The sequence below is a fragment of the Polaromonas sp. genome (genome assembly GCF_016185115.1).
Classification (GTDB): Bacteria; Pseudomonadota; Gammaproteobacteria; order Burkholderiales; family Burkholderiaceae_C; genus Polaromonas.
Map to the genome: position 1 here is coordinate 98243 of NZ_JACPOF010000008.1, position 24561 is coordinate 122803.

General features: G+C 60.4%; 21 protein-coding genes. 10 read left to right on the plus strand and 11 right to left on the minus strand.

What is annotated here, in order from left to right; all coding sequences use genetic code 11:
- Positions 1-18: 18 nt before the first annotated feature.
- From HYX42_RS05540 to HYX42_RS05550, 3 genes are read right to left on the minus strand one after another with little or no spacing between them, the layout of a single operon-like run.
- Positions 19-795: an SPOR domain-containing protein gene (locus tag HYX42_RS05540; protein ID WP_293400687.1), complete on the minus strand. Its 777-nt coding sequence runs from the start codon at positions 793-795 to the stop codon at positions 19-21.
- Positions 789-1679, minus strand: a complete 891-nt coding sequence (locus HYX42_RS05545) for a biotin--[acetyl-CoA-carboxylase] ligase (RefSeq protein ID WP_293400689.1) — start codon at positions 1677-1679, stop codon at positions 789-791. Before HYX42_RS05545 ends, HYX42_RS05540 begins: the two co-directional genes overlap by 7 nt.
- A 24-nt stretch (positions 1680-1703) precedes the next feature.
- Entirely contained in the window at positions 1704-2324 is a 621-nt protein-coding gene (locus tag HYX42_RS05550) for an SET domain-containing protein-lysine N-methyltransferase (protein ID WP_293400904.1), read from the minus strand.
- A gap of 148 nt (positions 2325-2472) precedes the next feature.
- Between HYX42_RS05550 and HYX42_RS05555 the strand changes: the two genes are divergently transcribed.
- Entirely contained in the window at positions 2473-3021 is a 549-nt protein-coding gene (locus HYX42_RS05555; protein ID WP_293400691.1) for a TlpA disulfide reductase family protein, read from the plus strand.
- Positions 3018-5981 carry a DNA topoisomerase III gene (locus HYX42_RS05560; RefSeq protein ID WP_293400693.1) on the plus strand — a complete coding sequence of 988 codons (2964 nt, stop codon included), beginning with the start codon at positions 3018-3020 and terminating at the stop codon, positions 5979-5981. The genes HYX42_RS05555 and HYX42_RS05560 overlap by 4 nt, the downstream gene beginning before the upstream one ends.
- Positions 5982-5999: 18 nt before the next feature.
- On the opposite strand, the gene HYX42_RS05565 is transcribed toward HYX42_RS05560, so the two are convergent.
- The 7 genes from HYX42_RS05565 to HYX42_RS05595 form a co-directional block, all read right to left on the minus strand.
- Positions 6000-6974 carry a helix-turn-helix domain-containing protein gene (locus tag HYX42_RS05565; protein ID WP_293400695.1) on the minus strand — a complete coding sequence of 325 codons (975 nt, stop codon included), beginning with the start codon at positions 6972-6974 and terminating at the stop codon, positions 6000-6002.
- A 15-nt stretch (positions 6975-6989) separates the two neighbouring features.
- Positions 6990-8525 carry an FAD-binding oxidoreductase gene (locus tag HYX42_RS05570; RefSeq protein ID WP_293400697.1) on the minus strand — a complete coding sequence of 512 codons (1536 nt, stop codon included), beginning with the start codon at positions 8523-8525 and terminating at the stop codon, positions 6990-6992.
- A gap of 42 nt (positions 8526-8567) precedes the next feature.
- Entirely contained in the window at positions 8568-9980 is a 1413-nt protein-coding gene (gene glcF / locus HYX42_RS05575; protein ID WP_293400699.1) for a glycolate oxidase subunit GlcF, read from the minus strand.
- Between the two features lie 136 nt (positions 9981-10116).
- Positions 10117-10962 carry a gamma-glutamyl-gamma-aminobutyrate hydrolase family protein gene (locus HYX42_RS05580; RefSeq protein ID WP_293400701.1) on the minus strand — a complete coding sequence of 282 codons (846 nt, stop codon included), beginning with the start codon at positions 10960-10962 and terminating at the stop codon, positions 10117-10119.
- A gap of 3 nt (positions 10963-10965) precedes the next feature.
- Entirely contained in the window at positions 10966-12420 is a 1455-nt protein-coding gene (locus tag HYX42_RS05585) for a sensor histidine kinase (protein WP_293400906.1), read from the minus strand.
- Between the two features lie 150 nt (positions 12421-12570).
- Positions 12571-13245: a response regulator transcription factor gene (locus HYX42_RS05590; protein ID WP_293400703.1), complete on the minus strand. Its 675-nt coding sequence runs from the start codon at positions 13243-13245 to the stop codon at positions 12571-12573.
- Between the two features lie 106 nt (positions 13246-13351).
- Positions 13352-13858, minus strand: a complete 507-nt coding sequence (locus HYX42_RS05595) for a MarR family winged helix-turn-helix transcriptional regulator (protein WP_293400705.1) — start codon at positions 13856-13858, stop codon at positions 13352-13354.
- A gap of 169 nt (positions 13859-14027) precedes the next feature.
- Here HYX42_RS05595 and recA point away from each other — a divergent pair, with 169 nt between their 5' ends.
- On the plus strand, positions 14028-15158 hold the full coding sequence (gene recA / locus HYX42_RS05600) for a recombinase RecA (protein WP_293400707.1): 1131 nt from the start codon (positions 14028-14030) through the stop codon (positions 15156-15158).
- Between the two features lie 36 nt (positions 15159-15194).
- The gene (gene recX / locus HYX42_RS05605) at positions 15195-15710 is read left to right on the plus strand and encodes a recombination regulator RecX (RefSeq protein ID WP_293400908.1); all 516 of its coding nucleotides are present in this window, start codon (positions 15195-15197) and stop codon (positions 15708-15710) included.
- Between the two features lie 216 nt (positions 15711-15926).
- Here recX and argC read toward each other — a convergent pair whose 3' ends face one another.
- The gene (gene argC, locus HYX42_RS05610; protein WP_293400709.1) at positions 15927-16838 is read right to left on the minus strand and encodes an N-acetyl-gamma-glutamyl-phosphate reductase; all 912 of its coding nucleotides are present in this window, start codon (positions 16836-16838) and stop codon (positions 15927-15929) included.
- 292 nt (positions 16839-17130) lie between these two features.
- Here argC and sucC point away from each other — a divergent pair, with 292 nt between their 5' ends.
- The 6 genes from sucC (at position 17131) to HYX42_RS05640 (ending at position 24529) form a co-directional block, all read left to right on the plus strand.
- The gene (gene sucC / locus HYX42_RS05615) at positions 17131-18291 is read left to right on the plus strand and encodes an ADP-forming succinate--CoA ligase subunit beta (protein WP_293400711.1); all 1161 of its coding nucleotides are present in this window, start codon (positions 17131-17133) and stop codon (positions 18289-18291) included.
- A gap of 18 nt (positions 18292-18309) precedes the next feature.
- Positions 18310-19203, plus strand: coding sequence for a succinate--CoA ligase subunit alpha (gene sucD, locus HYX42_RS05620; protein WP_293400713.1), 894 nt, complete (start codon positions 18310-18312; stop codon positions 19201-19203).
- 121 nt (positions 19204-19324) lie between these two features.
- Positions 19325-20026, plus strand: a complete 702-nt coding sequence (locus HYX42_RS05625) for a TerC family protein (RefSeq protein ID WP_293400715.1) — start codon at positions 19325-19327, stop codon at positions 20024-20026.
- A 222-nt stretch (positions 20027-20248) separates the two neighbouring features.
- Positions 20249-23020 carry a CHASE2 domain-containing serine/threonine-protein kinase gene (locus HYX42_RS05630; RefSeq protein WP_293400717.1) on the plus strand — a complete coding sequence of 924 codons (2772 nt, stop codon included), beginning with the start codon at positions 20249-20251 and terminating at the stop codon, positions 23018-23020.
- Positions 23021-23047: 27 nt separating this feature from the next.
- Positions 23048-23833 (plus strand): Stp1/IreP family PP2C-type Ser/Thr phosphatase, encoded by a 786-nt coding sequence (locus HYX42_RS05635; protein WP_293400719.1) that lies wholly within the window; start codon positions 23048-23050, stop codon positions 23831-23833.
- A 39-nt stretch (positions 23834-23872) separates the two neighbouring features.
- Positions 23873-24529, plus strand: coding sequence for an FHA domain-containing protein (locus tag HYX42_RS05640; protein ID WP_293400721.1), 657 nt, complete (start codon positions 23873-23875; stop codon positions 24527-24529).
- Positions 24530-24561: the final 32 nt, after the last annotated feature.

Sequence of the window (24561 nt, forward strand, 5' to 3'; positions counted from 1 at the left end):
GGGCCGATTGGCGGTATCTCAGCAGGTTTTCAGCTGCTTGCCCGCAAGAAAGGGCTTGATGGCTTCCAGTTGAGGCCGAAGTGCAGCGTCGACTGCAGGCAGGCGCAGTCTTTGTCCACGTGCTTCATTCGCCGTCTGTATGACTTTGGCGGTTCGCACGCCCTGTTTGGATATGCGGGCTATATGGGCATCTGCATCGGCCCTTGACGGGAAGCTGCCCAGCGACAGGCCGGGCTCCAGAGAAGCATTGCCCAGCGGTTCGAACGACACCCGGAGCCGGCGCAGCTCACTGCGTTTTTTCTCCAGTGCGTCTGCATCGCTGTATTTGCCCATGTAAACCATCCAGCGCCCCGGCTCGGCGATGTTTTCAAGCAGCCAGCTATTGGGGGGCAGCGTGCTTTGAAGCCTGTCGCGCAGGACGACGGTCTGCTCCTCATTGAAAAGGCCGGCCTGCAGGCATTCTGCAGGGCCTGACGGCAGGTTGGCGCCGGAAGCAGCTGCGAGCGGAGCTGACACTGTCGCCGTAGTGCTTCCTGAAGTGGTTGTGAGGCTTGTGTTTGCAGGCATCGTTGTGGATGCCGGGCTCAAGGCTGCTGCAAGGGCGGGCGTGCCTGCTGTGCCTGCCGCCGGTGGCGGGACGGTAATGCGCATGGCCTCAGGGCGCAGCTGCTGTGTCAGGCGTTGCGGTTCGGACTGGCTGGCAGGCGCAAAACCATAGGGCGCCAGCAGGTTTTTTGTCCAGGCAAAGTAGGCCGCGTTGGCAAGAACCAGCAGCAGGACCAGAAGCCTCAGCATGAAGCCCCTCTGTTGGCGGCGGTGGTAACTACAGGCCGCACACTGACTTCGGAGCTGGTGATTTCTTTCATGCCAGCAGAAGTATGCACCAGCAATGCACCGTTTTCGCCTGCACCGTGGGCCGTCCCGTGGGTGCCGTCAGAGAGCACGACATCACGGCCTGCCAGCACATCGCGTCGCGCAAACCGTGCCTGGAAAGGGGCAAACCCAAACTGTTCAAAAGCCTGTATGGCCTGCACCAGAGGCGGCACGATGCGCAGCAGGGCTTGCGGCGCATGAATACCGGGAAAGACATCCTGCAGGCAGCCGGGCCGCATGGGCGTATTGGCCGGGCCGGGTGTCTCTGGCATGGCCGCGACGGGCGCAGAAGGCCATGCAGGCGGCCGTATGTTGATGCCGGCGCCTATCACCACGTAACGCAAGTTGCCCACGCTGGCCGTTTCAACCAGGATACCGGCGAGCTTGCTTTCGCCGCCCGGGCTTGATAGCCAGAGGTCGTTGGGCCATTTCAGTCCTATGCGTGCCTTGCCGTCATGCCCCGGGTCCAGGCTTTCGGCGATGCTGATGCCGACAGCCAGCGACAGGCCGGACCAGTCAACCGGGTTGAGCTGCATGCCCAGCGAGAAGGTCAGGCTGTCACCACGGCTGCTTTGCCAGTTGCGGCCCATGCGGCCACGGCCTGCGGTCTGCTGCTCCGCGACTATCAGTGTGGGTTCGGGGCGGGGGGGGGCGCCATCGGCACCCCTGAACCGGCGCATCAGCTCGCTGTTGGTCGAGTCGATCTGCGGCAGGGCCTCAAGCGTAAAACCTTCCAGCGTCGGCGCTACGGCCTGCCAGATGTCCTCCAGCGGCCAGCGTATGGGGTTGATAAGGGGCTCGGTCACAGGCAGCTGGCGTGACGGATCTGCTTAGTCTTTTTTCTTTTTCTTCTTTTTCAAGTCGTCTTTTTTGACAACCTTTTTATCTGCTTTTTTCACGTCCTTCTTCTTCCCGGCTTTTTTGTCCGCCTTCTTGCGCGCCTTCTTTTTCTCGTCCTTGTCCTTGGGCGCGAGCAGCGTGCCGCGGCAATCGGCTGCACCGCACCAGCAAGGGTATTCGGCCTTCAGTTTTTTCGTGTACTTGGCATCAATGATGAGGCCGTAGTCGTAAAACAGTTCTTCGCCAGCCTTGATGTTGCGCAGTGCCTTGATGAAAACGCGGCCGCCTTCTTCGTCGGCCTCGCAATTGGGGTGGCAGCTGTGGTTGATCCAGCGTGAGGAGTTGCCGCCGTGCTTGGCGTCTATCACATGGTCTTCGTCCATGTGGAAATAAAACGTGTGGTTCGGGTCTTTGGGATCGTGCGGGTGGCGGCGCAGCGCTTCCTTCCAGGTGATGACCTCGCCGATGTACTCGATCAGCGTTTCGCCTTCTGCAATGTCTGTCAGTGCAAATACGCCCTTGCCGTGAACGCCTGAACGGCGCGTCTGTATGCGGCGGCTGTCGCTGGCCGGGGTGCTGGAGTCGGTGGGCGCAGGGGTGGCCGAAGCCAGGTTTTTTAGCACGGCAGAATTTTCGTGAATTTTTTGGTATGGTTAATTCATGCATGTGCGCGCGTGTGCGTGCGCGCGTGCATGCGCGAGAAGACCGTATTGTAGTGATGCAAAAAGTCTGCCATTTTTTTAACTTTTCAAGGGCTTCATGCCAGACCGACAGTTGACCCGCCGCAAGGCGATCCGCTACCCGCTGCAAACGGCGCTCGCGCTCGCCGCGTGGGGCTGCGTGCCGGCGTGGGCCAAAGGATCTGAAAAGCCTTTGCCCAAGGTGGGAAGCGTGCTTCGCCTGCCTGACGTGCCCCTGCTTGATGGCAGGGTCTGGCGGGCGGCCGACATGCGCGGAAAGACGCTTGTGGTGTACTGGTGGGCCAGCTGGTGCCCTTTTTGTGCGGTGCAGTCGCCCCATATAGAGGCGCTCTGGCGTGCGCAGAGGGCCAATGGCCTGGAAGTTCTGGCCTTGTCCATAGACAAGCAGGCGGATGCGGCTTCTACATATATGAAGGCAAAAAATTACAGCTTTCCTGCGGGCATGCTGACGCCGCAGGTGGCGAAGTCGCTTGCCAAGCCCGCCGGGTTGCCGGTGGTGGTGGTTTTGAAGGTCAATGGCCAGGATGGCCGCACAGGCAAGGTTGTTTTTGCCGAAGGCGGGGAAATGTTCCCCGAAGATATTGAAGGTTTGAAGAAGTACTTATGAAAACCCTTGTGATTGCAGAAAAGCCCTCGGTGGCGCAGGACATCGTCCGCGCCATCACGCCGACGGCGGGCAAATTCGAGAAGCACGACGAATATTTCGAGAGTGATGAGTGGCTGATCACTTCCGCTGTGGGCCACCTGGTCGAAATCCAGGCGCCGGAAGAGTTTGACGTCAAGCGCGGCAAATGGAGCTTTGCCAACCTGCCGGTCATCCCGCCCTATTTCGACCTCAAGCCCATGGACAAGACCAAGACGCGGCTCAACGCCATCGTCAAGCTGACCAAGCGCAAGGATGTCGGCGCCCTGGTCAACGCCTGCGACGCGGGCCGCGAAGGCGAGCTGATCTTTCGTCTGATCCAGCAATACGCCAAGAGCAAACACCCGGTCAAGCGCCTGTGGCTTCAGTCGATGACGCCAGCGGCCATTCGCGAGGGTTTTGAAACCCTGCGGACCGAAAAGCAGATGCAGGGCCTGGCCGATGCGGCGCGCTCACGCTCCGAAGCCGACTGGATGGTCGGCATCAATGGCACACGCGCCATGACGGCGTTCAATTCGCGTGATGGTGGTTTCTTTTTGACGACTGTGGGCCGGGTGCAGACGCCGACCCTGTCGGTGGTGGTCGAGCGCGAAGAAAAAATCCGCAAGTTCATCAGTCGTGACTACTGGGAAATCCACGCCACATTCCTTGCTGAAGCAGGCGAGTATCCGGCCAAGTGGTTTGATCCGAAGTGGAAAAAAGCTGCCGCCAACGCAGACAATGCCGAGCCCGATGCCGAACTGAAGGCCGACCGCGTCTGGTCCGAAAAAGAAGCGCGTGCGATTGCAGAAGCGGTGCGCGGCAAGTCCGCCACGGTCACGGAAGAAAGCAAGCCCACCACGCAGGCGTCCGGCCTGCTGTTTGATCTGACCTCGCTGCAACGTGAGGCCAATGGCAAGTTCGGCTTTTCTGCCAAAACCACGCTGTCGATTGCGCAAAGCCTGTACGAGCGCCACAAGGCGCTGACCTATCCGCGTACCGATTCACGCGCACTGCCTGAAGATTATTTGCCGGTCGTGAAAAAGACCTTTGAAATGCTGGCCGACAGCGGCATGCGCCACCTCGCGCCGCATGCAGCAACCGCGCTCAAGGGCAATTACATCAAGCCCAGCAAACGCATCTTCGACAACGCCAAGGTGAGCGATCACTTCGCCATCATCCCAACGCTGCAGGCGCCCAGCGGTCTGAGCGAGGCAGAGCAAAAGCTTTACGACCTGGTGGTGCGCCGCTTCATGGCGGTGTTCTACCCCAGCGCTGAATACATGGTGACCACGCGTATTTCGCAGGCCGTCGGCCACAGCTTCAAGACCGAAGGCAAGGTGCTGGTCAAGCCGGGCTGGCTGGCCATCTATGGCAAGGAAGCCGAAGACGAAAATACCGACGAAAAAGACGCCAGGACGCTGGTGCCTGTGAAACCCGGCGAGATGGTGCGCGCCGAAGTATGCGAGGCCAAAGGCCTCAAGACCCGGCCGCCTGCGCGTTATTCGGAAGCGACCCTGCTGGGCGCCATGGAAGGTGCGGGCAAGACGATTGATGACGACGAACTGCGTGAAGCCATGCAGGAAAAAGGCCTGGGAACACCAGCCACACGCGCTGCAACGATTGAAGGCCTGATCGCCGAAAAATACATGTTGCGCGAAGGCCGCGAACTCATTCCGACGGCCAAGGCCTTCCAGCTCATGACCTTGCTGCGTGGCCTGGATGTGCAGGAACTGTCCAAAGCCGAGCTCACCGGTGAGTGGGAATTCAAGCTGGCGCAGATGGAGCATGGCAAGCTGAGCCGCGAGACCTTCATGGCCGAGATCGCCGCCATGACAGAGCGCATGGTGAACAAGGCCAAGGGTTACGACAAGGACACCATTCCCGGCGACTACGCCACATTGACCGCGCCCTGCCCGAACTGCGGGGGCGTCATCAAGGAAAACTACCGCCGCTACACCTGTGTGGGTAAAAAGGGTGACGATGGCTGCGGTTTTTCATTCGGCAAGACGCCGGCCGGCCGCACGTTTGAAGTCGCAGAGGTTGAGCAGTTTCTGCGCGACAAAAAGATAGGCCCGCTCGATGGCTTCCGTTCCAAGGCGGGCTGGCCCTTCACGGCCGAGATGGTCATCAAGTTCGATGAAGAAACAAAGAACTACAAGCTCGAGTTCGATTTTGGCGATGACAAGAACGCCGAGACCGGCGAGATCGTCGACTTTGACGGGCAGCAGTCGCTGGGTCCCTGCCCACGCTGCGCATCCCGCGTGTTCGAACTCGGCAAAAACTACGTGTGCGAAAAGTCAGTGCCCACACTGGCCCAACCCACGCCCACCTGTACCTTCAAGACCGGACAGGTCATATTGCAGCAACCCATAGAACGCGAGCAGATGCACAAGCTGCTGGAAACCGGCAAGACCGACCTGCTCGACAAGTTTGTCTCCATGCGCACGCGCCGGCCCTTCAAGGCCATGCTGGCCTGGGACAAGGAAGCCGACAAGGTGAATTTTGAATTCGCCCCGTCGAAGTTCCCGCCGCGCAAGCCAGCAGCAGCCAAAACCGGCACGGTGAAAACACCGTTCGGCAAGACTGTGGCTGTGAAGGCGGCGGCAGGTGCGCCTGCTGCGAAGAAGGTTGCGGCCAAAAAAGTCGCAGCGAAGAAAGCGCCGGCGACCAAAACCGCCAAGCCCAAGGTACCGCGTGTCGCCAAACCCGGCGCAGGCCTGGTGCCGAGCGCCGAACTCGCGGCGGTCATTGGCAGCGAACCGGTGGCCCGCACCCAGGTCATCAAAAAGCTGTGGGATTACATCAAGGCAGAAAACCTGCAGGACACGGCCAACAAGCGCGCCATCAATGCCGATGCCAAGCTGCTGCCGGTCTTCGGCAAGCCCCAGGTGACGATGTTTGAGCTGGCCGGTATCGTCGGCAAGCACCTGAAGGCTGAATAAGCCCCTGGTTTGCTGGTTTTATGCCGCCGCGCGGAACTCCGTCGGCGTCATGCCGTGGTGCCGCTTGAAGAGGTGGTTGAAATGCGAGACGTCGTTGAAGCCGGCGCCATAGGCCACCTCTGATACCGCTGCATTACGTTGCACGGATAGCAACTGTGCGGCCAATGCCAGCCGCTCGCGGTTGAGCTCCGTTGTGAAACTGGTCTGCGTCTCATGCAGCAGCTTTTGCACCAGCCTTGTGGACATGTTCAGCTGCCCAGCCGCCACATCCAGCGACAGCGCCGGGTCGCTGGCGCGGCGGCGTATGTAGTTGAGCACGGCTTCGCGCTGCAGGTCGCGTGAGGCGCCGCCACCCACGCCGCCCTGGCGCGAGGTGATTTTCAGCAGGTTGCAGATGTTGTCAGACAGCAGGTTGATGTCGTCGCTTGTCAGGTCCTGCGTGCCCGACGACAACTCTTTCAGGTAAGACAGCAACACATCCGAAAACGGCCCGGATGGCCTGAGTGCAAACGCATGGGAGCGCCGGATATTCGGCAGGCGGCTTTCAATCGAATGTACCGGCAGTTTGGCGACGATGCGGCTCACGTTGTCGGGAAAGGAAATGTGCATGGGCAGGCGGCCGTCGATCACGGCGAGTTCGCCGGGATGCAACACGATGCGTGTGTCGCCCTGCGTGATATAGGCCTTGCCTTCAAGCTGCCAGCTCAGCAGGTAGCCCGCGCCGCCCGCATCGCTGGCGCGCTCGCCTCGTCCCGCGAGGTCGTGCGGTTTTGATGTGAAGGCCGCGCAGCTCACATCACCCTGGCGCCGCGCAGAAATCTCGGCAGAAAAATCCGCTGGCGACAGGCGGTTGACCGAGACGTTGTGGATCATGTTGCAGATGAACTGCTGCCATGAATCGGCCCGGTCGGTTGCCGCGTGCCTGTCGGTATTAAAAGTCAACACGTCCATGTCTGGCCTCGGCTGGAGGGATGGTGTGCCTGATTCTGCCATTTCAGCCGCCTTGGGTCACGCGCTGGCGACCTCTATGCCGTATTTGCCGGGTGCAATGATGCCGTTCGGGTCGAGCGCCTTCTTGATGGCCGAATACGTGTCGCGCAACTCCGGAATGATCTGCTCCATGTGCAGCGACTGGTAATCAACCGGCGCACGGCCCACGCCCACGCCGCGTCGCGCAAACTCGACCGTCAGCTCGCGGTAGCAGGCGTCGGCGCGGGCGTTTTCATCGGCATCGTCCTTGTTCCACACCAGCACGTGCAGGCCGCGCGCAAACCGTGCGCTGGCCACATGCATGACCATGTAGTCCATGCCGTATTTTTTGAAGATGCTGCGGCCCAGGTGGTCCAGTTCCAGCGCGTGACGCCCCACCATGGGCGTGCCCGGGAGGAACCACGAATTGCCGCTGCCCGGCCGCCACTGCAGCATGCCCAGCTCGGTGATGCCGGGGCGGCCCGTCATGGATTCAATGGCCACGCGCAGCGGTGCAATCGCGCCCGCTTCTTCATGACTGATGTAGCGCGCCTTGCCGCTCTTTTCGAAATGGCCGCGCACGCGCTGGATCATGGGCTCTATGGCTGCATCCGATGCGCCGTAGAAAAGCCCTGACACCTGCCAGGCGCCCAGCCCGTGTTTTGCCTGCAGGCCCTTGCGTGCGCCGTCTGAATACGACGCCTTGCTGCCGGCCGGGTACTCCTCGTTCTTCGCTTCGGAGCTGATGGCATAGAGGTCGTTGGAGATGCGGAACAGCGTCGGCACAAAGTTCGACAGCTTGAGGGGCCGGCACAGGTCGATGATTTCGGAGATGTCGTCGTCATCAGGAAAGGTGAAATGAAACGAACGCGCCACCGGCGGCCGCGGCATCAGCCAGACACCGACCCTTGTGACGATGCCGTAGTTGGACTGTGAGAACAATCCATCAAGTGCAGGTCCGGCAGAGTATTTGGAAACATGCCAGTTCAGCAGGTTGTCGGTGTCCAGTGCGCCGTCGCCCGTGCGTATCACCTTGCCGTTGCCGAGCACGATTTCCATGCCGCAGAGCATGCCGAAGTGGTCGAAGTAGGGGCCATAACCCGCACCCCGGTCAAGTGCGTTGCCGATGACGCCGCCATGCGGTGGCCCTGATGTGGCAGAGACCATGAGCCTGTCGCCGCGTCGTGCGAGTTCGTCGTGCAGCATCTGGAAGCTCACGCCTGGCTCCAGTACCGCATAACAAATCTCTTCATTGACTTCAAGGATGCGGTTCATGCGAAAGCCGAGGTCTACCACCACCTGACCTGGCGCTATGGGCGCGCGCGAGCCGAGCCCGATGTTGTTGCCGGTGCTGATGGGATAGAGCGGCACGCCATGCGCGTTGGCGGCGGCAACAATGGTCTGGACGTCGGCGGTGGACTCCGGAAACAGAACTGCGCCCGGCACACGCTTGTCGGCTGGCAATGTGTGCTCGCCATAGCGCTCCAGTGTGGCGGGGCGGGTGTCTACCCACTGCGCGGCCAGCGTTTGCCGGACCTGTGCCAGAAATGCTGCGAGTGATGCGGCTGTTGTCATGGTGTTCTCCTGTGTGGCTGTTCGAATGGCTTGAAAATGCGTTCACCAGATCGCCTGGTCCGGCGTACCCTGTGCAGGTGCGCGCGGGTGTATATGTATGACCTGTTCGTTGCCGACCGTTGGTATGGCTGGGGTTTGTATCTCCGGTGCCTGGGTTTCCAGCGTCACGCCGTGCAAGGCGCGCGGCAGTTCGCCGCCATGCGCCCAGTCCAGCAACTCCACGGTGTGGACGATGGGCGTATCGCTGTAATGTGCAATCTGCGTCAGGCAGCCGATGTTGCCGGCGGTAACGATTTGCGGACGGGTGCCGGCGATGTTTTTCGCCTTGCGCTCGCCGAGCTGCTTTGCCATGCCGGGTTGCAGAAGGTTGTAGGTGCCGGCAGAGCCGCAGCAGAAATGCGCCTCGGGCACATCGTTCACGATGAAGCCTGCGTGTTTGAGCAGGGCGCGCGGCTCGGCTGTCACCTTCTGCGCGTTGCGCAGTGAACAGGCATCGTGATAGGTCACGCGCAGCCGTTGCGGGTGTGACGGTGCAGGCAATTGCATCTTCACCAGCCACTCCGAGATGTCGCAGCTGATGGCGGCGATTTTTCCGGCGTCCCTGCGCGGTGCCTCGTCATCCAGAAACAGGTGAGCGTAGTCCTTGACGGTGGTGCCGCAACCTGATGCGTTGACGATGATGGCGTCCAGCCCGTCGCCGTTCATCTCGGCCAGCCAGGCCTTGATGTTGCGCCTGGCCGAAGCCTGCGCCGCGTCGGCGATGCCCATGTGCAGGTTGAGCGAACCACAACAGCCCGCCGATGCGGGTATCACGACCTCGCAGCCAAAACGTGTCAGCAGGCTGATGGTGGCGTCGTTGATGTGGGGTGCGATGACGGGTTGTACGCAACCGGCAAGCAATGCAACCCGCCACCTTCGCGTACCATTCGCCGGGTAAACCGTGAGGCCTGGTTTGTACCTGGCGGCTTCCGCTTTCGGCGGGATGAAATCCATCATGTTGCCCATGGTGGCGGGCATCAACCGCTTCAGCGGCTTGCCTATGCGGCCCAGTGCCATCAGCGGCGCAAAGACGGCAGGTCGCGGCATCGCCCATGCCAGCATGCTGCGCAGGAGCCGCTCGGGAAGCGGACGGGTGTAGTGCTCCTCGATATGCACGCGGGCCGTGTCGACCAGGTGCATGTAGGCAACCTGCACGGCGCAGGTGGTCATGCAGGACATGCATGAAAGGCAGCCGTCCAGGTGGGCAACCGTCTCGCGTTTGGGCGGCGCGTCGCTTTCCAGCATCTCCTTGATGAGGTCTATGCGGCCGCGCGGCGAGTCGTTTTCGTCATGCAGCAGCACATAGGTCGGGCAGCCGGATGTGCAGAAGCCGTAGTGCTGGCACGACTTGAGTATTTTGTCGGCCTCGGCAATATGAATGTCGGCCAGCTGGGCTGGCGAAAAATGGGTTTGCACGTGGGGCCTTGAATGTGTGGGCGGGAAGAGCAAATGCTTCTGGGCATTGTTGGACTTCTGCGCACATCATTCTTGGCAGGGCGCGCATGGCGCTTGGCAGGCTGCGCACGTTTCGGCGCAGGCACAGGTTTTCGCCTTACTCGTCCGGTTTGAAGGACCGGGGCACAACCTTCTGGCGGGTGCCGGGTTCGGCCCGGCTCTCCTTGGTCCTGGCGACTGCTGCCAGAAAATCCGCAAGCACCGCTGCATCGTCAATTGTGTCCGAGCCCGGCTGGTGAAATTCCGGGTGCCACTGTGTGGCTGCGATGTAGCTCTTGGACTTGTCCTTGCGGCGTATCGCTTCGACGATGCCGTCGCTCACGCTGTAAGCCTCGGCCTCGAACTCGGGCGACAAATCCTTGATCGCCTGGTGGTGGATGCTGTTGACGCGCACGCGCTCGACACCTGGATAAAGCGCAGACAGGCCGCTGCCGGGCACGATATCTATGCTGTGAAAGTTCTGGTCGTAGCTTTCCTGGTCGCGGTGCACAAATGATTCGGGCACCTGCGTGTTGATGTCCTGGTACAGCGTGCCGCCGTAAGCCACGTTGAGCAGTTGCAGGCCGCGGCAGATGCCGAACATGGGCTTGCCGACGGCCTCGAAAGCGGCGACGAGTGCCTTGTCGTATTCATCGCGTACCCGGTCGCCAGACCAGCGCTCTTCAAGCGGCACCTCGCCGTAGCTGCCTGGCCAGACGTCTGCGCCGCCATGCAACACCAGGCCGTCCAGCCATTCGGCATAGTGGGCATAGGTGACGTCGCCGCGTTGGGTCGAGCCGGTCGGGCAGGGCACCATGACAACCATGGCACCAGACGACATCAGCCAGTGGGCGATGGATTGCTCGACGTATTGCAGGGTTTTGCCGCTGAACAGTGAGCGTGTGGGATCAGCGTGTGAGAAGCAGGCCGAGAGGCCAATCTTGAGGCGGCTGGCGGTGGGCATGGGTCAGATTTGTCCGGGAAGCTCCATTGCCGTGAAGCGTACCGCAATGCGTGTGCCAGGTCCATTAGGCGGCGTAGGCGGATGCCCCGGCGTGCTGGCATCCTCAATGCTGATCGTGGCGTCATGCTGGTTGGCGATCTCCAGCACGATGGCCAGGCCCAGACCGGAGCCGTCAACGTTGGTGCCCAGCGCACGGTAAAAGGGCTGGAACACCAGCTCACGCTCGGCCTCCGGAATGCCCGGCCCGGAGTCTTCGACGATGAGCACCAGCACGCCGCTGAAGCGGTCCGTCATCAGTCGCAGCGTGACCTGGCCTTTTTCGGGCGTGTAGTTGATGGCGTTATCCAGCAGGTTGCGCACCAGCTCTTTCAAAAGCGTCGGGTTGCCTTCAAGCTGGGTGGCCTGCTCGCCCGCGCCGGGTCCGTCGTAACCGATGTCGATTTTTTTCTCGAGTGCGCGCGGCACCGAGTCGGACATCACTTCAGACACGATGGTCACCAGGTCCAGCCGCTGTTTGGCCAGGCTGCGGCCTGTGGTCTCGGCGCGCGCCAGTGCCAGCAACTGGTTGACGGTGTGCGTCGCGCGAATGCTGGACTGGCCTATGTGCTTGAGTGACTTTTTGAGCTCCTCCGCATCGGTCTCACGCTGCGCCAGGTCGGCCTGCATGCGAAGCCCGGCGAGCGGCGTTTTCAGCTGGTGTGCCGCGTCGGCCAGAAAGCGCTTCTGTGTGTTCAGCGACACCTTCAAGCGGCTCAGCAAATCGTTGATGGACGATACCAGCGGCGCGACTTCTTCAGGCACGGCGGTGTCGTCCAGCGGGCTCATGTCGTCAGACTTGCGCGCGCGAATGCGCTTTTCGAGCTGCGCCAGTGGCTTGATGCCGCGCACCAGCGCCAGCCAGACCAGCAGCACGGCCAGCGGCAGGGTGACGAACTGCGGCACCATGGTGCCCTTGACGATTTCAGTCGCCAGCGTCTTGCGTTTCTCAAGCGTCTCGGCCACCTGCACCAGGACCGAGCCGCCGCCTTTCACATCGGTCTTGATCCAGGTGTAGGCCACACGCACATCCTCGCCCTGGATCACGTCTTCACGCAGGCGCACCTCACCGTCGCCGACGCGGTCTTCATCCGGCGGCATGGGCAGGTCGTGCTCGCCGCTGAGGTATTCGCCTTTGGTGCCCATGACCTGGTAATAAACGAGGTCGGTATCGTCAGCCCGCAAAATCTCGCGCGCCGGGCCGGTCAGGTTGAACTGTACCTGGTTGTTCTTGACGACCACCAGCTTGGCGAGGGCCTGCACGTTGTATTCAAGTGCGCGGTCAAAAGGTTTGCCGGCAATGTTCTGCGCCACCAGCCATGTCAGCGCCAGGCTGATGGGCCACAGCAGCAGCAGCGGCGTGAGCATCCAGTCCAGGATTTCGCCGAACAGGCTTCGGCGTTCGCGCTGGAAAAGTCTCAGTGCCACAAATCAAACGCGGCGGCATTGTTCAGCCGGCTGTTCTCTTCATGCAAGCAGGAGCCGCGGAACCGGCTTCGCCGGGCCGCAGGCGGAGCCGCCCCCTCGGGGGGCAGGGCGCTACACGCAGTGAGCAACCGTGGGGGCGCCATCTCAGCCTGGAATTTTCTCTAAGCAGTACCCGAGGCCCCGGACGGTGGCAATCCGAACTGGTCCCTTCTCAATCTTCTTGCGCAGGCGGTGGATGTACACCTCGATCGCGTTGTTGCTGACCTCCTCGCCCCATTCGCAGAGGCGCTCGACCAGCTGGTCCTTGCTGACAAGGCGGCCCGCGCGTTGCAGAAGCACTTCAAGCAGGCCGAGTTCGCGCGCAGACAGTTCAACCATCTGCCCGTCAATCGTCGCTACGCGGCCAGCCTGGTCATAGACCAGCGGGCCGTGTTTGATGGTGCTGCTGGCACCGCCCATGCCGCGGCGAATCAGCGCTCGCACGCGGGCTTCGAGTTCCTGCAATGAAAACGGCTTGGCCATGTAGTCGTCAGCGCCGTAGTCCAGGCCCTTGACGCGTTCCTCGACGCTGTCGGCGGCAGTCAAAATCAGCACGGGCAGCGACGAACCGCGTGCACGCAAACGCTTGAGCACTTCCAGCCCGTGCATGCGCGGCAGGCCGAGGTCGAGAATCAGCAAATCGAATTCGGTGTTGGTCAGCAGCGCTGCATCGGCTTCGGTGCCGCTGGCCACATGGTCGGCGGCTGCGCCTGATGCACGCAAGGTGCGCAACAGTCCGTCGGCAAGAACCTGGTCGTCTTCGGCAATCAGAATGCGCATGCTTGTCTCCGTTAGCCGGCCCGCGTCATTTGTTCATGACCCGGGCGGTGGTTTACTTGTTGCACAAATTTTAGGCTTTCAGGGGCTCTGGTTTGCTGACACGGTATCAGGTGTTGCCATAGGCTTCCAGTCCCAGGGCCACGACGGTGGCCACGTCCTGCCCAACCGCCTGGCGGAATTCTTCCTCCGCCTGCGCCACTGCGCGCCTGAAGGCCTCCAGCCAGAGCAGGCCTGATGCCGTAAACACCACCCGTTTGGCGCGCCTGTCATGCGGGTCGTCCTCACGCGTTACCAGCCCCCAGGCCTCGCATTGCGTGACCAGGTCGCCCATGGCCTGCTTGCTCATCGCGGCACTGGCTGCCAGGTCCGTCAGGCGTGACCCGCCCACAGCCAGATGCCGCGTGATGTGAATGTGCGCCGCACCTACCTGGTCGCGCGCTGCGAGGTTTGAAAGCGCCAGCGGCACATGGATGTTGCTCGCCATGAGCTGCAGCACGCGTTCGTCAAAACGCCGCAGCGCGTTGCCCATCAGGCGGCCCAGATGGGTGATTCGCCAGCCTGTGTCCGGGACTGAAACTGGAGATGTTTGCGCCGCGTTTTCCATCAAAACCATGTTACCCCAAATAGTCAGTCAAACTGACTAAAAACAGGGTTTACTTATGTCAACAAGGCCCATAAAGTACTGGTCATGCATCCAGCGCTGTTGTTAATTGCAGCGGGTGGAAAGCAAAAAATCACATTGCCATAGTTTTGATACATCATTGATTTTCAAGGAGATTTTCATGGAACTGACCAGCAAACTCAACCCGGCCCAAAACCCTGTGCAGACCGCCGCGCTGAACACCGAAAAGGCCAAGGCCCTGCAGGCAGCGCTCGCCCAGATCGAGAAACAGTTCGGCAAGGGCACCATCATGAAGCTGGGCGACGGCGAAGTGATTGAGGACATCCAGGTCGTCTCCACCGGCTCTTTGGGCCTGGACATCGCCCTCGGCGTCGGCGGCCTGCCGCGTGGCCGTGTGGTTGAAATTTACGGCCCTGAATCGTCAGGCAAGACTACGCTGACCCTGCAGGTGATTGCCGAAATGCAGAAGCTGGGCGGCACCTGCGCCTTTGTCGATGCAGAACATGCGCTGGACATCCAGTACGCCTCCAAGCTGGGTGTGAACCTGCAGGAGTTGCTGATCAGCCAGCCGGATACCGGCGAACAGGCGCTTGAAATTGTTGATTCGCTAACCCGCTCCGGCGCGGTGGATCTGATCGTCATTGACTCGGTCGCGGCGCTCACCCCCAAGGCCGAACTCGAAGGCGAAATGGGTGACTCGCTGCCCGGCCTGCAGGCCCGCCTGATGAGCCAGGCGCTGCGCAAGCTGACGGCGACCATCAAGAAGGCCAACTGCATGGTTATCTTCATCAACCAGATCCGCATGAAGATTGGCGTGATGTTCGGCTCGCCCGAAACCACCACAGGCGGCAATGCGCTGAAGTTTTACGCCTCCGTGCGGCTGGACATCCGCCGCATCGGCTCCATCAAGAAGGGCGAAGAGGTAATCGGCAACGAAACCCGGGTCAAGGTGGTCAAGAACAAGGTGGCCTCGCCGTTCAAGACGGCGGAGTTCGACATTCTTTACGGCGAGGGCATCAGCCGGCTCGGTGAGGTGCTTGATTTGGGGGTGGCCGGACACATCGTCGAGAAAGCCGGCGCCTGGTATGCCTTCAACGGCGAAAAAATCGGCCAGGGCCGGGACAACTCGCGTGAATTTCTGAAAGAAAACCCCGAACTCGCCATCGAGATCGAGAACAAGGTGCGCGAATCTCTGGGCATTCCGCTGGTCGCCATGCCTGCTGCCGCCGAAGCGCCTGAAAAAGCGCCCAAGGCATCGAAAGCAGACAAGGCCGAAAAAGCGGCCGCCTGAATTTGACCCCGGGAGCCCGGCTTGTATTCAACTGACATGGAGTCAGCCAAGGTCGGAGCGGGCGTCGGGGCGGGATCATCCGCCGCCAAAAAAGCCGGCTTTGGGCTGTCGCTCAAGGGCCGGGCCCTGCGCTACCTTGCTGCCCGCGAACACTCCCGCGCCGAGCTGGAACGAAAACTGGCCCCGCATGAAGAAACCCCGGGCCAGCTGGCGCAGGTGCTCGACGAGCTTCAGGCCAAAGACTTCATCAGCGAAACGCGGGTCGCCGAATCGGTCGTCAACCGCAAGGCTGGCAAGTTTGGCGCGGCGCGTGTGCGGCACGAACTGCAGGGCAAGGGGCTGGCGTCTGATGTGGTGGCCGAAGCCATGGACGGACTCAGGGCCACAGAACTGGAGCGTGCCCGCGAAGTCTGGCGCAAGAAGTTCGGCGAACCCGCACTTGACGCGGCAGGCCGGGGCAAGCAGATGCGCTTTCTGGCGTCACGCGGTTTTGGTGGCGACGTGATCCAGCGTGTGCTGTCGGGCGCTGGGGGTGCCGCTGATGACGAATAGGCCATATTGGCCAGCCTGGGCAACGCATCAGCCAAGCTTTTTGCTACCAAATTAATAGCTGCTCACGTCCGTATCTATTGGTCTGGAGGCCGATTTGGAGGGTAAAAAGGCCTGTTTTCAGGCTTTTTTTGGCTTTTGGAACGATCCCAATTAAGCAAGAAACTAAAATTTTGCCGTATACGTTAAAAATTTAATGTATACAGCAAAAAGAGCTTTTTAAAGCCCCAGCATCAGTTTCAGGTTCTGCACGGCCGCGCCGGAGGCACCCTTGCCGAGGTTGTCCAGCCGGGCGATCAGTACCGCGTGGCGGTAAGCCTCGTTGGCGAACACACGCAGTTCCATCTTGTTGGTGTCGTTGAGCGCCAGCGCATCCAGCTTGCCCGACGTGGTTGCGTCTTCAACGCTGACCCATTCGCTGCCCGCGTAGTGGCGTGCCAGCACGTCCTTCAGGTGCGTGGCGGTCGGCTGGCCTTTCAGCAAATCCAGGTGCAGCGGCAACTGCACCAGCATGCCCTGTTCGAAGTTGCCCACTGAGGGAATGAACACAGGCCTGCGGCTCAGGCCGGTATAACGCATGATTTCCGGCAGGTGCTTGTGCTCCAGCCCCAGGCCGTAAATCTCGAACAGCGGCGCGGTGCCGGCCTGGTAGGCCTCAATCATTTGCCGTCCACCGCCGGAGTAACCACTCACAGACGGCAGGCAGAGCGGGTAGTCTGCGGGTATCAGTCCCGCATCGACGAGGGGGCGGATCAGCGCAATCGCACCGGTGGCGTAGCAGCCGGGGTTGCCAACGCGGTCGGCTGCAATGACAGCCTCGCGCTGGCCCGCCGCCAGTTCAGGAAAGCCGTAAACCCAGCCCGGCGCGGTGCGGTGGGCGGTTGATGCGTCGATGATCTTGGGCTTTTTGCCCGGCATGGCGTCAATCATGGCCACCGACTCGCGCGCGGCATCATCGTGCAGGCACAAGATGACCAGGTCGACTTTCGCCATCAGGTCACGCTTGGCAGCGGGGTCCTTGCGCAGCTCGGGCGCGATGCTGACCACTTCAATCTGCGGCATGGCCTGCAGGCGTTCACGAATCTGCAGGCCTGTGGTGCCGGCTTCTCCATCAATAAAAACTTTGGCCATGGGACTTTCTCTGCAAAAACTGGAAACCTGAACGGCTCGATGCGGCGCGGACAAGCACTTATTAAAGAACAAATCCGTGACAGGGCTGCAGGCGAGGGTCTTTTTGGGGCGTCAGCCGTGCCCGGAAATTGTGCGTCGCACCATGATACAGTTCTGCCTTGCTACTTCCAGCGGCCGCTAACATGGCGTCTGGAGCGGCGCGTACGGCCTTCAGGCACCCCTGAAGCACCGCCACAGTCCCTGCGTCAACCCCTCTGTTGCTTCCCCCTTTATTGAATCCTGAAGGTTTTTCATGAAAATTCACGAGTACCAAGGCAAGGAAATCTTGCGTAATTTTGGTGTGCCAGTGCCGCGCGGCATTCCGGCATTTACTGTGCAGGAGGCGGTCGAAGCCGCACAGAAACTCGGCGGCCCGGTGTGGGTGGTCAAGGCGCAGATTCACGCGGGTGGCCGCGGCAAGGGCGGCGGCGTGAAGGTTGCAAAAACCATTGAAGACGTCAAGCGCATTGCCGGCGAAATCCTCGGCATGCAGCTCAAGACGCACCAGACCGGCCCTGAAGGCCAGAAGGTTCGCCGCCTCTATATTGAAGACGGCGCCGACATTCAGAAAGAATATTACGTCTCCTGCGTCACCGACCGTGCGACGCAGAAGGTCGCCTTCATTGCGTCGTCCGAAGGCGGCATGGACATCGAGGAAGTGGCGCACAGCCACCCCGAAAAAATCGTCAAGCTGTTTGTGGACCCACTCGTCGGCCTGACCGACGCACAGGGCAAGGAACTGGCTGCGGGCATCGGCATGCCGGCGGATTCCGTTGCACAGACCGTGGACATCCTGCAAAAGCTCTACAAGTGCTACATGGACACCGATGCGTCGCTGGTTGAAATCAACCCGCTGAACCGCAACAGCAAGGGCGAGATCATGGCGCTGGACGCCAAGTTCAACTTCGACGCCAACGCGCTGTTCCGCCATCCTGAAATCGTCACCTACCGCGATCTGGACGAAGAAGATCCGGCTGAAGTCGAAGCCAGCAAGTTTGACCTGGCCTACATCAGCCTGGACGGCAACATCGGCTGCCTGGTCAACGGCGCAGGCCTGGCCATGGCCACCATGGACACCATCAAGCTGTTCGGCGGCGAGCCGGCCAACTTCCTGGACGTGGGCGGCGGCGCGACGGCCGAGAAGGTCACCGAAGCCTTCAAGATCATGCTGAAGAATCCGGACGTCAAGGGCATCCTGGTCAACATCTTCGGCGGCATCATGAAGTGCGACACCATCGCCGACGGCGTCATCACCGCCTGCAAGGCCGTGAACCTGTCCGTGCCGCTGGTGGTGCGCATGAAGGGCACCAACGAAGACCTGGGCAAGAAGATGCTGGCCGATTCAGGCCTGCCCATCATCGCCGCCGACACCATGGCAGAAGCCGCGACCAAAATCGTCGCAGCGGTCAAATAAGCCCGGAGCAAAGTACACATGTCTATCTACATCAACAAAAACACCAAAGTCATCACGCAGGGCATTACCGGCAAGACCGGCCAGTTCCATACCCGCATGTGCCGCGACTACGCCAATGGCAAAAATGCCTTTGTGGCGGGCGTGAACCCCAAGAAGGCCGGCGAAGACTTTGAAGGCATCCCGATTTACGCCAATGTGACCGAAGCCGCCAGGGCGACCGGCGCAACGGTGTCCGTGATCTACGTGCCGCCAGCAGGCGCAGCCGCCGCGATCTGGGAGGCTGTTGAAGCCGACCTTGACCTGGCCATCTGCATCACCGAAGGCATCCCGGTCCGCGACATGCTGATGGTGCGCAACCGCATGAAGGAAAAAGAAGCCGCTGGCGGCAAAAGAACCCTGCTGCTGGGCCCCAACTGCCCGGGCCTCATCACACCTGAAGAAATCAAGATCGGCATCATGCCCGGCCATATCCACCGCAAGGGCCGCATCGGCGTGGTCAGCCGCTCCGGCACGCTGACCTATGAAGCCGTGGCGCAACTGACCGAAATCGGCCTGGGCCAGTCCAGCGCCGTCGGCATTGGCGGCGACCCGATCAACGGCCTCAAGCACATCGACGTGATGAAGGCTTTCAACGACGATCCTGACACCGACGCCGTCATCATGATTGGTGAAATCGGCGGTCCTGACGAAGCTGAAGCCGCTGTCTGGTGCAAGGCCAACATGAAAAAGCCCATCGTTGGCTTTATCGCTGGCGTAACGGCTCCTGCCGGCAAGCGCATGGGCCATGCTGGCGCGCTGATCTCCGGTGGCGCCGATACGGCTGATGCGAAACTCGAAATCATGGAAGCCTGCGGTTTTACCGTGACGCGCAACCCGTCCGAGATGGCCAAGCTGCTCAAGGGCCTGCTTTAAACCGTCCCGGTCAAATCAGTAAGCGTTATTACGAACGGGGTTCATCCCTGTTCGGGCTAAACTCAAAAAAACAAAAAAAGCGCTACCCGGCGCTTTTTTTAATTCATAACAGGAGATCTCCATGTTTTTCGGACTTGATCTGGGTTCACCCCTTTTCTGGAGCGCCTTTGGCTCCATCATTCTCGCCAACATCGTGCTGTCGGGGGATAACGCCGTGGTTATCGCCATGGCTGCACGCACCCTCAAGCCCGAGCAGCGCGGCAAGGCCATCTTCTGGGGCAGCGCCGCCGCCATCGTCATGCGGATCGTATTGACCATCGTCGCCATCCAGCTGCTGACCCTGCCTTACCTCAAGATCATTGGCGCCATTTTGCTGGTCTACATCGGTGTCGACCTGCTCAAGGCCGAAGACGAGGAAGAAGAAGGCGGCCACGAAATCAACGGGATGGCCGCTGCCATCCGCACCATCCTGATTGCCGACCTGGTGATGAGCCTGGACAACGTGCTGGCTGTGGCTGCGGCTGCCAAGGGCAATCTCCCGCTTCTCGTTCTGGGTTTGCTGGTGAGTATTCCGCTGATCATTTTTGGTGCAACCCTGCTGACCAAGGTGATGGAGCGCTTCCCCATCATCATCACCATTGGCGCTGCGCTGCTGGGCTTCCTGGCTGGTGAAATGCTGCTCACAGACCCTGCGGTCGTCACGCGCTTTGGCACGCTCGGTGAACACACGGTCACAGCCGGCGGAATCGTGGGTGCGATCATCGTCGTCGCGCTTGGCACCTTCATGGCAAAACGCAAGCCGAAATCTACCCCTTCAGCCTGATTCCATGCGGGTTGGCGGGCAGGCTCGCTACGCCACTTATTTGCAACAGAAAGCCCGTTCCACGTTCAAAAGTCACTTGTCCAGCCTGTAGCTGTCTGTTAACGTCAACATTTGGGAGTCTTGTAACCTTTCAGCAACAGCTGTAAGCGTCTACAAGCGGCATAAAAATGATGACTAAATCCAGCGCAGCAAGGCAGGGCGAATCAGGACAAGGGGCCGGCAGTGGGCAAATCAGCTAGCAAACTCAGTCAATTCTGGCGCGCCGACTGGTTTGTGGGCGTGCTGGTCGTCCTGGCTGTCGTCTTTGTTCATGGCTTCACAGACTTTTTCGGTACGCTGGAACGCCGCTACTACGACTTCGCCAGTACCAGCACCTCCCGCCAGCCATCTGACCGGATTGCAGTCATCGCCATTGATGACCAGAGCATTGCCAACATAGGGCGCTGGCCCTGGCCCCGTGATGTCCATGCCCAGCTGATTGACCAGCTGGCGTCGGCCAGGGCTAAAACCATTGCGCACACCGCTTTCTTTTTTGAACCGCAGACGGATCGCGGGCTGGTCTTTATCCGCAAGATGAAAGACGCCCTGGCTGACCCGGCTGTGGCCCAGGGCGGCGTTAACGAGCAGTTGGGCAAGGTGATTGCAGAGGCAGAGGTTGCGCTGGATACGGATGCCAAGCTGGCCGCCAGCATGACCAGGGCCGGCAACGTGCTTGTGCCGTCCGTTTTTGCGCTGGGCGTGCCGCAGGGCCGGCCTGACAACCCCTTGCCGCCCTATGCGCTCAAAAGCGCTGTGGATGAGCCCAACGGGTTTTCGCTCTCAGCCGTTCGTGGGCAACAGCCCATCGAGATGATAGGCACGGCTGCCGCTGGAATTGCGCACCTGAACCAGCTTCCGGACGTTGATGGCGCCGTCAGGCAGGAGCCCCTGCTGATCAATTATTTCGGCAAGGCCGTTCCGTCCATGAGCCTGCTGATGGCGGCCAAGAGCCTGAACCTTGGTCCTGCTGACATCAAGCTCAACAATGGCGAATCAGTGCAAATCGGCAAACTGGTGATCCGGACCGACGAATCCGCGCTCATGCTGCCGCAGTTTTACAAGGGCCGGGATGGCCGTCCGGCATTTGCCGTGGACTCCTTCTACGACGTCGTGTCGGGCAAGATCCCGGCGGCCAAATATGCCGACAAGATCGTCATCATTGGCGCCACTGCCGCCGGGGTGGGTACACAGTTCCCGACGCCTGTGGGGCCGGGCCTGTCTCCTACGGAGACGATTGCGCACATCACCTCAAGTATTCTGAGCGAGCATTTCATCGTCCAGCCGGTCTGGAGCATCTGGGCCACGCTGGGCGTGCTTCTGGTGGTTGCGGCCTACCTGATAGCCGGGCTGCCCCGGCTTTCCGCCGGCAAGGCCGCCATCATCACCCTGGTACTTTTTGTTGCGCTGCTGGTGGTTGAGTTCAGCATGCTGTCCACTGCTGCGACCTGGCTCAGGTTCGTGTTCCCGGCTGCATTGCTGGTGATAGGCCATCTGGCGCTGACGACCAAGCGCTTCCTGATGACCGAGGCCGGGAAGCTCAAGTCCGATGAGGAATCGGCAGAAACCAACCGCATGATGGGTCTCGCACTGCAGGGTCAGGGCCAGCTGGACATGGCGTTTGACCGTTTCCGCCGCGTACCGTTTACCGACGCGCTGATGGACAACATGAACAACCTTGCGCTGGACTTTGAACGCAAGCGGCAATTCAACAAGGCGCAGGCCGTGTATGAGTACATGGCTACTTACGACAAGAATCACAAAGACCTTCAGTCCAGGCTCAACCGGGCAAAAAACCTGTCAGAGACGGTCATTCTCGGCGGCAGTGGGGCGCATCCTGGCGGCACCATGCTGCTTGATGGCGGCGGTGTTGAAAAACCCATGCTGGGCCGTTATCAGGTTGAAAAAGAGCTTGGCAAGGGTGCGATGGGCGTGGTTTACCTCGGCAAGGACCCCAAGATCGGCCGGGTCGTCGCCATCAAGACTATGGCGCTCAGCCAGGAGTTCGAGGGCGAGGAGCTTGAAGACGCACGTGAGCGCTTCTTCCGCGAAGCCGAAACGGCCGGGCGCCTGCAGCATCAGAACATCGTGACGATTTTTGATGCGGGTGAAGAGCACGACCTGGCCTACATCGCCATGGAGTTCCTCAAGGGCAAGGACCTGGCAGATGTCACTAAACAGGGGCAGCTGCTGCCCGTCGTCAAGGTGCTGTCCATCATCGCCCGCGTCGCCGAGGCGCTGGCCTATGCGCACAAACAGAACGTGGTGCACCGCGACATCAAGCCGGCCAACATCATGTACGACTCTGAGAGTGACAGCGTGAAGGTCACTGACTTCGGCATTGCCCGCATTACCGACTCCAGCAAGACCAAAACCGGCCTGGTGCTGGGTACGCCCAGTTTCATGTCGCCAGAACAGATTGCCGGCAAGAGGGTTGATGGCCGGTCTGACCTTTATTCGCTGGGTGTCATGCTGTTTCAGATGCTGGCGGGCGTGCTGCCGTTTCGGGGCGAGTCCATGGCCGAACTGATGTACAAAATCGCGAACGAGCCTGCTCCCGACATCCTGGTCATCCGCAAGGAACTCCCCGCCAGGCTTGCAGATATCGTTGCACTTTCCCTCAGCAAGCGCCCCGAAACGCGCTACCAGGATGGTGACCAGTTCGCAGCGGACCTGCGTGCAGTCATGGCCGGGCTTTCGGGCGCGGAACATGCAGTTGCACCGGCTGCTCCGGCTTCTGCCGGAGAAGAGAAAACCCGGGTATTCCAGGCCGAGGGGGCGGCCGCCCGCTACGACGCGACTGTGGTCCAATCTCCGGCTGCCCAGGCAACCGTGGCCTACCAGGCGACCCAGTTGCTGGCAGCGGAAAGCCCGCCGCACTTCGAAAAGACAATAGTCACCGGACCGGCGAACGGCGGCGCGACTGGCGGCGATGCTGATGCCGATCCCAAACCATAAGCGCAAAGTTACAGGCAAGCCGAAAAGATGAATTACGAGATCTGCACACAAACAGACACCGGGCTGGCGCGCGATAACAATGAAGACGCTGTTGCGTTCGATCCGGTTACCCGCCTCTGCATCCTTGCGGACGGCATGGGTGGATACAACGCCGGCGAGATTGCCAGTGGCATGGCCGTGGCCTTCATCAAGTCCGAAATGGGGCGCTGGCTGTCACAGGCGGGCAGGCATGCCAATGCCAAGGAGGTCAGGCGAGCGATGGAAATCTGCGTTGAAAATGCGAACCACTCGATCTTTAACGCCGCCAACTCAAACCCCCAGTACACGGGCATGGGGACCACCCTTGTCGTCGGTGTTTTTCAGGAAGATCGCCTCATGCTGGGGCATATCGGCGATTCGCGCTGCTATCGCCTGCGCGGCAATGAATTTCAGCAGATCACCAAGGACCACTCGCTTTTGCAGGAGCAGATCGACGCAGGCCTGATTACCCCTGAACAGGCGCTGACGTCCATGAACAAAAATCTTGTAACACGGGCCCTCGGTGTTGAAGATACAGTGATGGTGGAGGTCAATGAACACCGTGCCGAAGATGGTGACCTTTACCTGATGTGTTCTGATGGCTTGTCCGACATGGTGAACAACGCCGTGATTGCAGACATTGTGAAGGGCGATGCGAGCCTTGAACAAAAGGCAAAGCAGCTGGTTGCGGCGGCCAACGCCGCCGGAGGCCGCGATAATATTTCAGTGTTACTGGCGCAAGCCAGGCAAGCGACGGTCAAGCGGGGGCTTTTATCCAGAATGCTGGGAAAATAGGCAGATGATCGAAATATCAAAATCAGACAGGAGTCGGCCATGCCGAAAATGATCGTCTCTATTGACGGTGTTGTGATCAAGGAAGTCCAGTTAACCAAAGACCGCACGTCTCTGGGTCGGCGCCCCTATAACGACATCGTGATCGATAACCTGGCTGTGAGTGGCGAGCATGCTGTGCTGCAAATGTCCGGCAATGAGGTGTACCTGGAAGACCTCAACAGCACCAACGGTACCTATGTCAACGGGAAGGCAGTCAAAAAGCAGCTTTTGCAGAACAACGATACGGTCGAGATTGGCAAGTACAAGATCAAGTACGTCAATGAGGCTGCAAGTGCGGGTTTTGAAAAAACAATGGTGATCAAGGCCGGTTCTGCGGGTCTTGTGCCTCCCGCACCGGCCTTCGCTGCGCCCGCCGCTGCTGTTCCCGGCGCCAACCAGAACGCCGCGATCAAGGTCATGTCAGGCGCTGCCGCCGGGCGCGAGGTGGCTCTTGTGAAAGTCGTCACCACTATTGGCAAGCCTGGTGTCGCGGTGGCTGCCATCACAAAACGGCCGCACGGCTTTGTCGTTGCCCATGTCGAGGGGGCAGACAAGCCTTCGCTCAACGGCGCTCCCGTCGGGGCCGAGCCTGTGACGCTCAAAAACGGCGACTTGCTTGAGCTGGCCGGCACGCAGATGCAGTTTGTGCAACATTGACGCTCCGGCTTCCCGTCGTTGACAGGGAAGTT

Coding starts and splice junctions, on each gene's coding strand:
- HYX42_RS05595 (WP_293400705.1), bottom strand. CDS start 13,858: ATGGTTTTGATGGAAAACGCGGCGCAAACATCTCCAGTTTCAGTCCCG.
- HYX42_RS05590 (WP_293400703.1), bottom strand. CDS start 13,245: ATGCGCATTCTGATTGCCGAAGACGACCAGGTTCTTGCCGACGGACTG.
- sucC (WP_293400711.1), top strand. CDS start 17,131: ATGAAAATTCACGAGTACCAAGGCAAGGAAATCTTGCGTAATTTTGGT.
- HYX42_RS05580 (WP_293400701.1), bottom strand. CDS start 10,962: ATGCCCACCGCCAGCCGCCTCAAGATTGGCCTCTCGGCCTGCTTCTCA.
- argC (WP_293400709.1), bottom strand. CDS start 16,838: ATGGCCAAAGTTTTTATTGATGGAGAAGCCGGCACCACAGGCCTGCAG.
- sucD (WP_293400713.1), top strand. CDS start 18,310: ATGTCTATCTACATCAACAAAAACACCAAAGTCATCACGCAGGGCATT.
- recA (WP_293400707.1), top strand. CDS start 14,028: ATGGAACTGACCAGCAAACTCAACCCGGCCCAAAACCCTGTGCAGACC.
- HYX42_RS05570 (WP_293400697.1), bottom strand. CDS start 8,525: ATGACAACAGCCGCATCACTCGCAGCATTTCTGGCACAGGTCCGGCAA.
- recX (WP_293400908.1), top strand. CDS start 15,195: ATGGAGTCAGCCAAGGTCGGAGCGGGCGTCGGGGCGGGATCATCCGCC.
- HYX42_RS05635 (WP_293400719.1), top strand. CDS start 23,048: ATGAATTACGAGATCTGCACACAAACAGACACCGGGCTGGCGCGCGAT.
- HYX42_RS05555 (WP_293400691.1), top strand. CDS start 2,473: ATGCCAGACCGACAGTTGACCCGCCGCAAGGCGATCCGCTACCCGCTG.
- HYX42_RS05540 (WP_293400687.1), bottom strand. CDS start 795: ATGCTGAGGCTTCTGGTCCTGCTGCTGGTTCTTGCCAACGCGGCCTAC.
- HYX42_RS05560 (WP_293400693.1), top strand. CDS start 3,018: ATGAAAACCCTTGTGATTGCAGAAAAGCCCTCGGTGGCGCAGGACATC.
- HYX42_RS05640 (WP_293400721.1), top strand. CDS start 23,873: ATGCCGAAAATGATCGTCTCTATTGACGGTGTTGTGATCAAGGAAGTC.
- HYX42_RS05565 (WP_293400695.1), bottom strand. CDS start 6,974: ATGGCAGAATCAGGCACACCATCCCTCCAGCCGAGGCCAGACATGGAC.
- HYX42_RS05625 (WP_293400715.1), top strand. CDS start 19,325: ATGTTTTTCGGACTTGATCTGGGTTCACCCCTTTTCTGGAGCGCCTTT.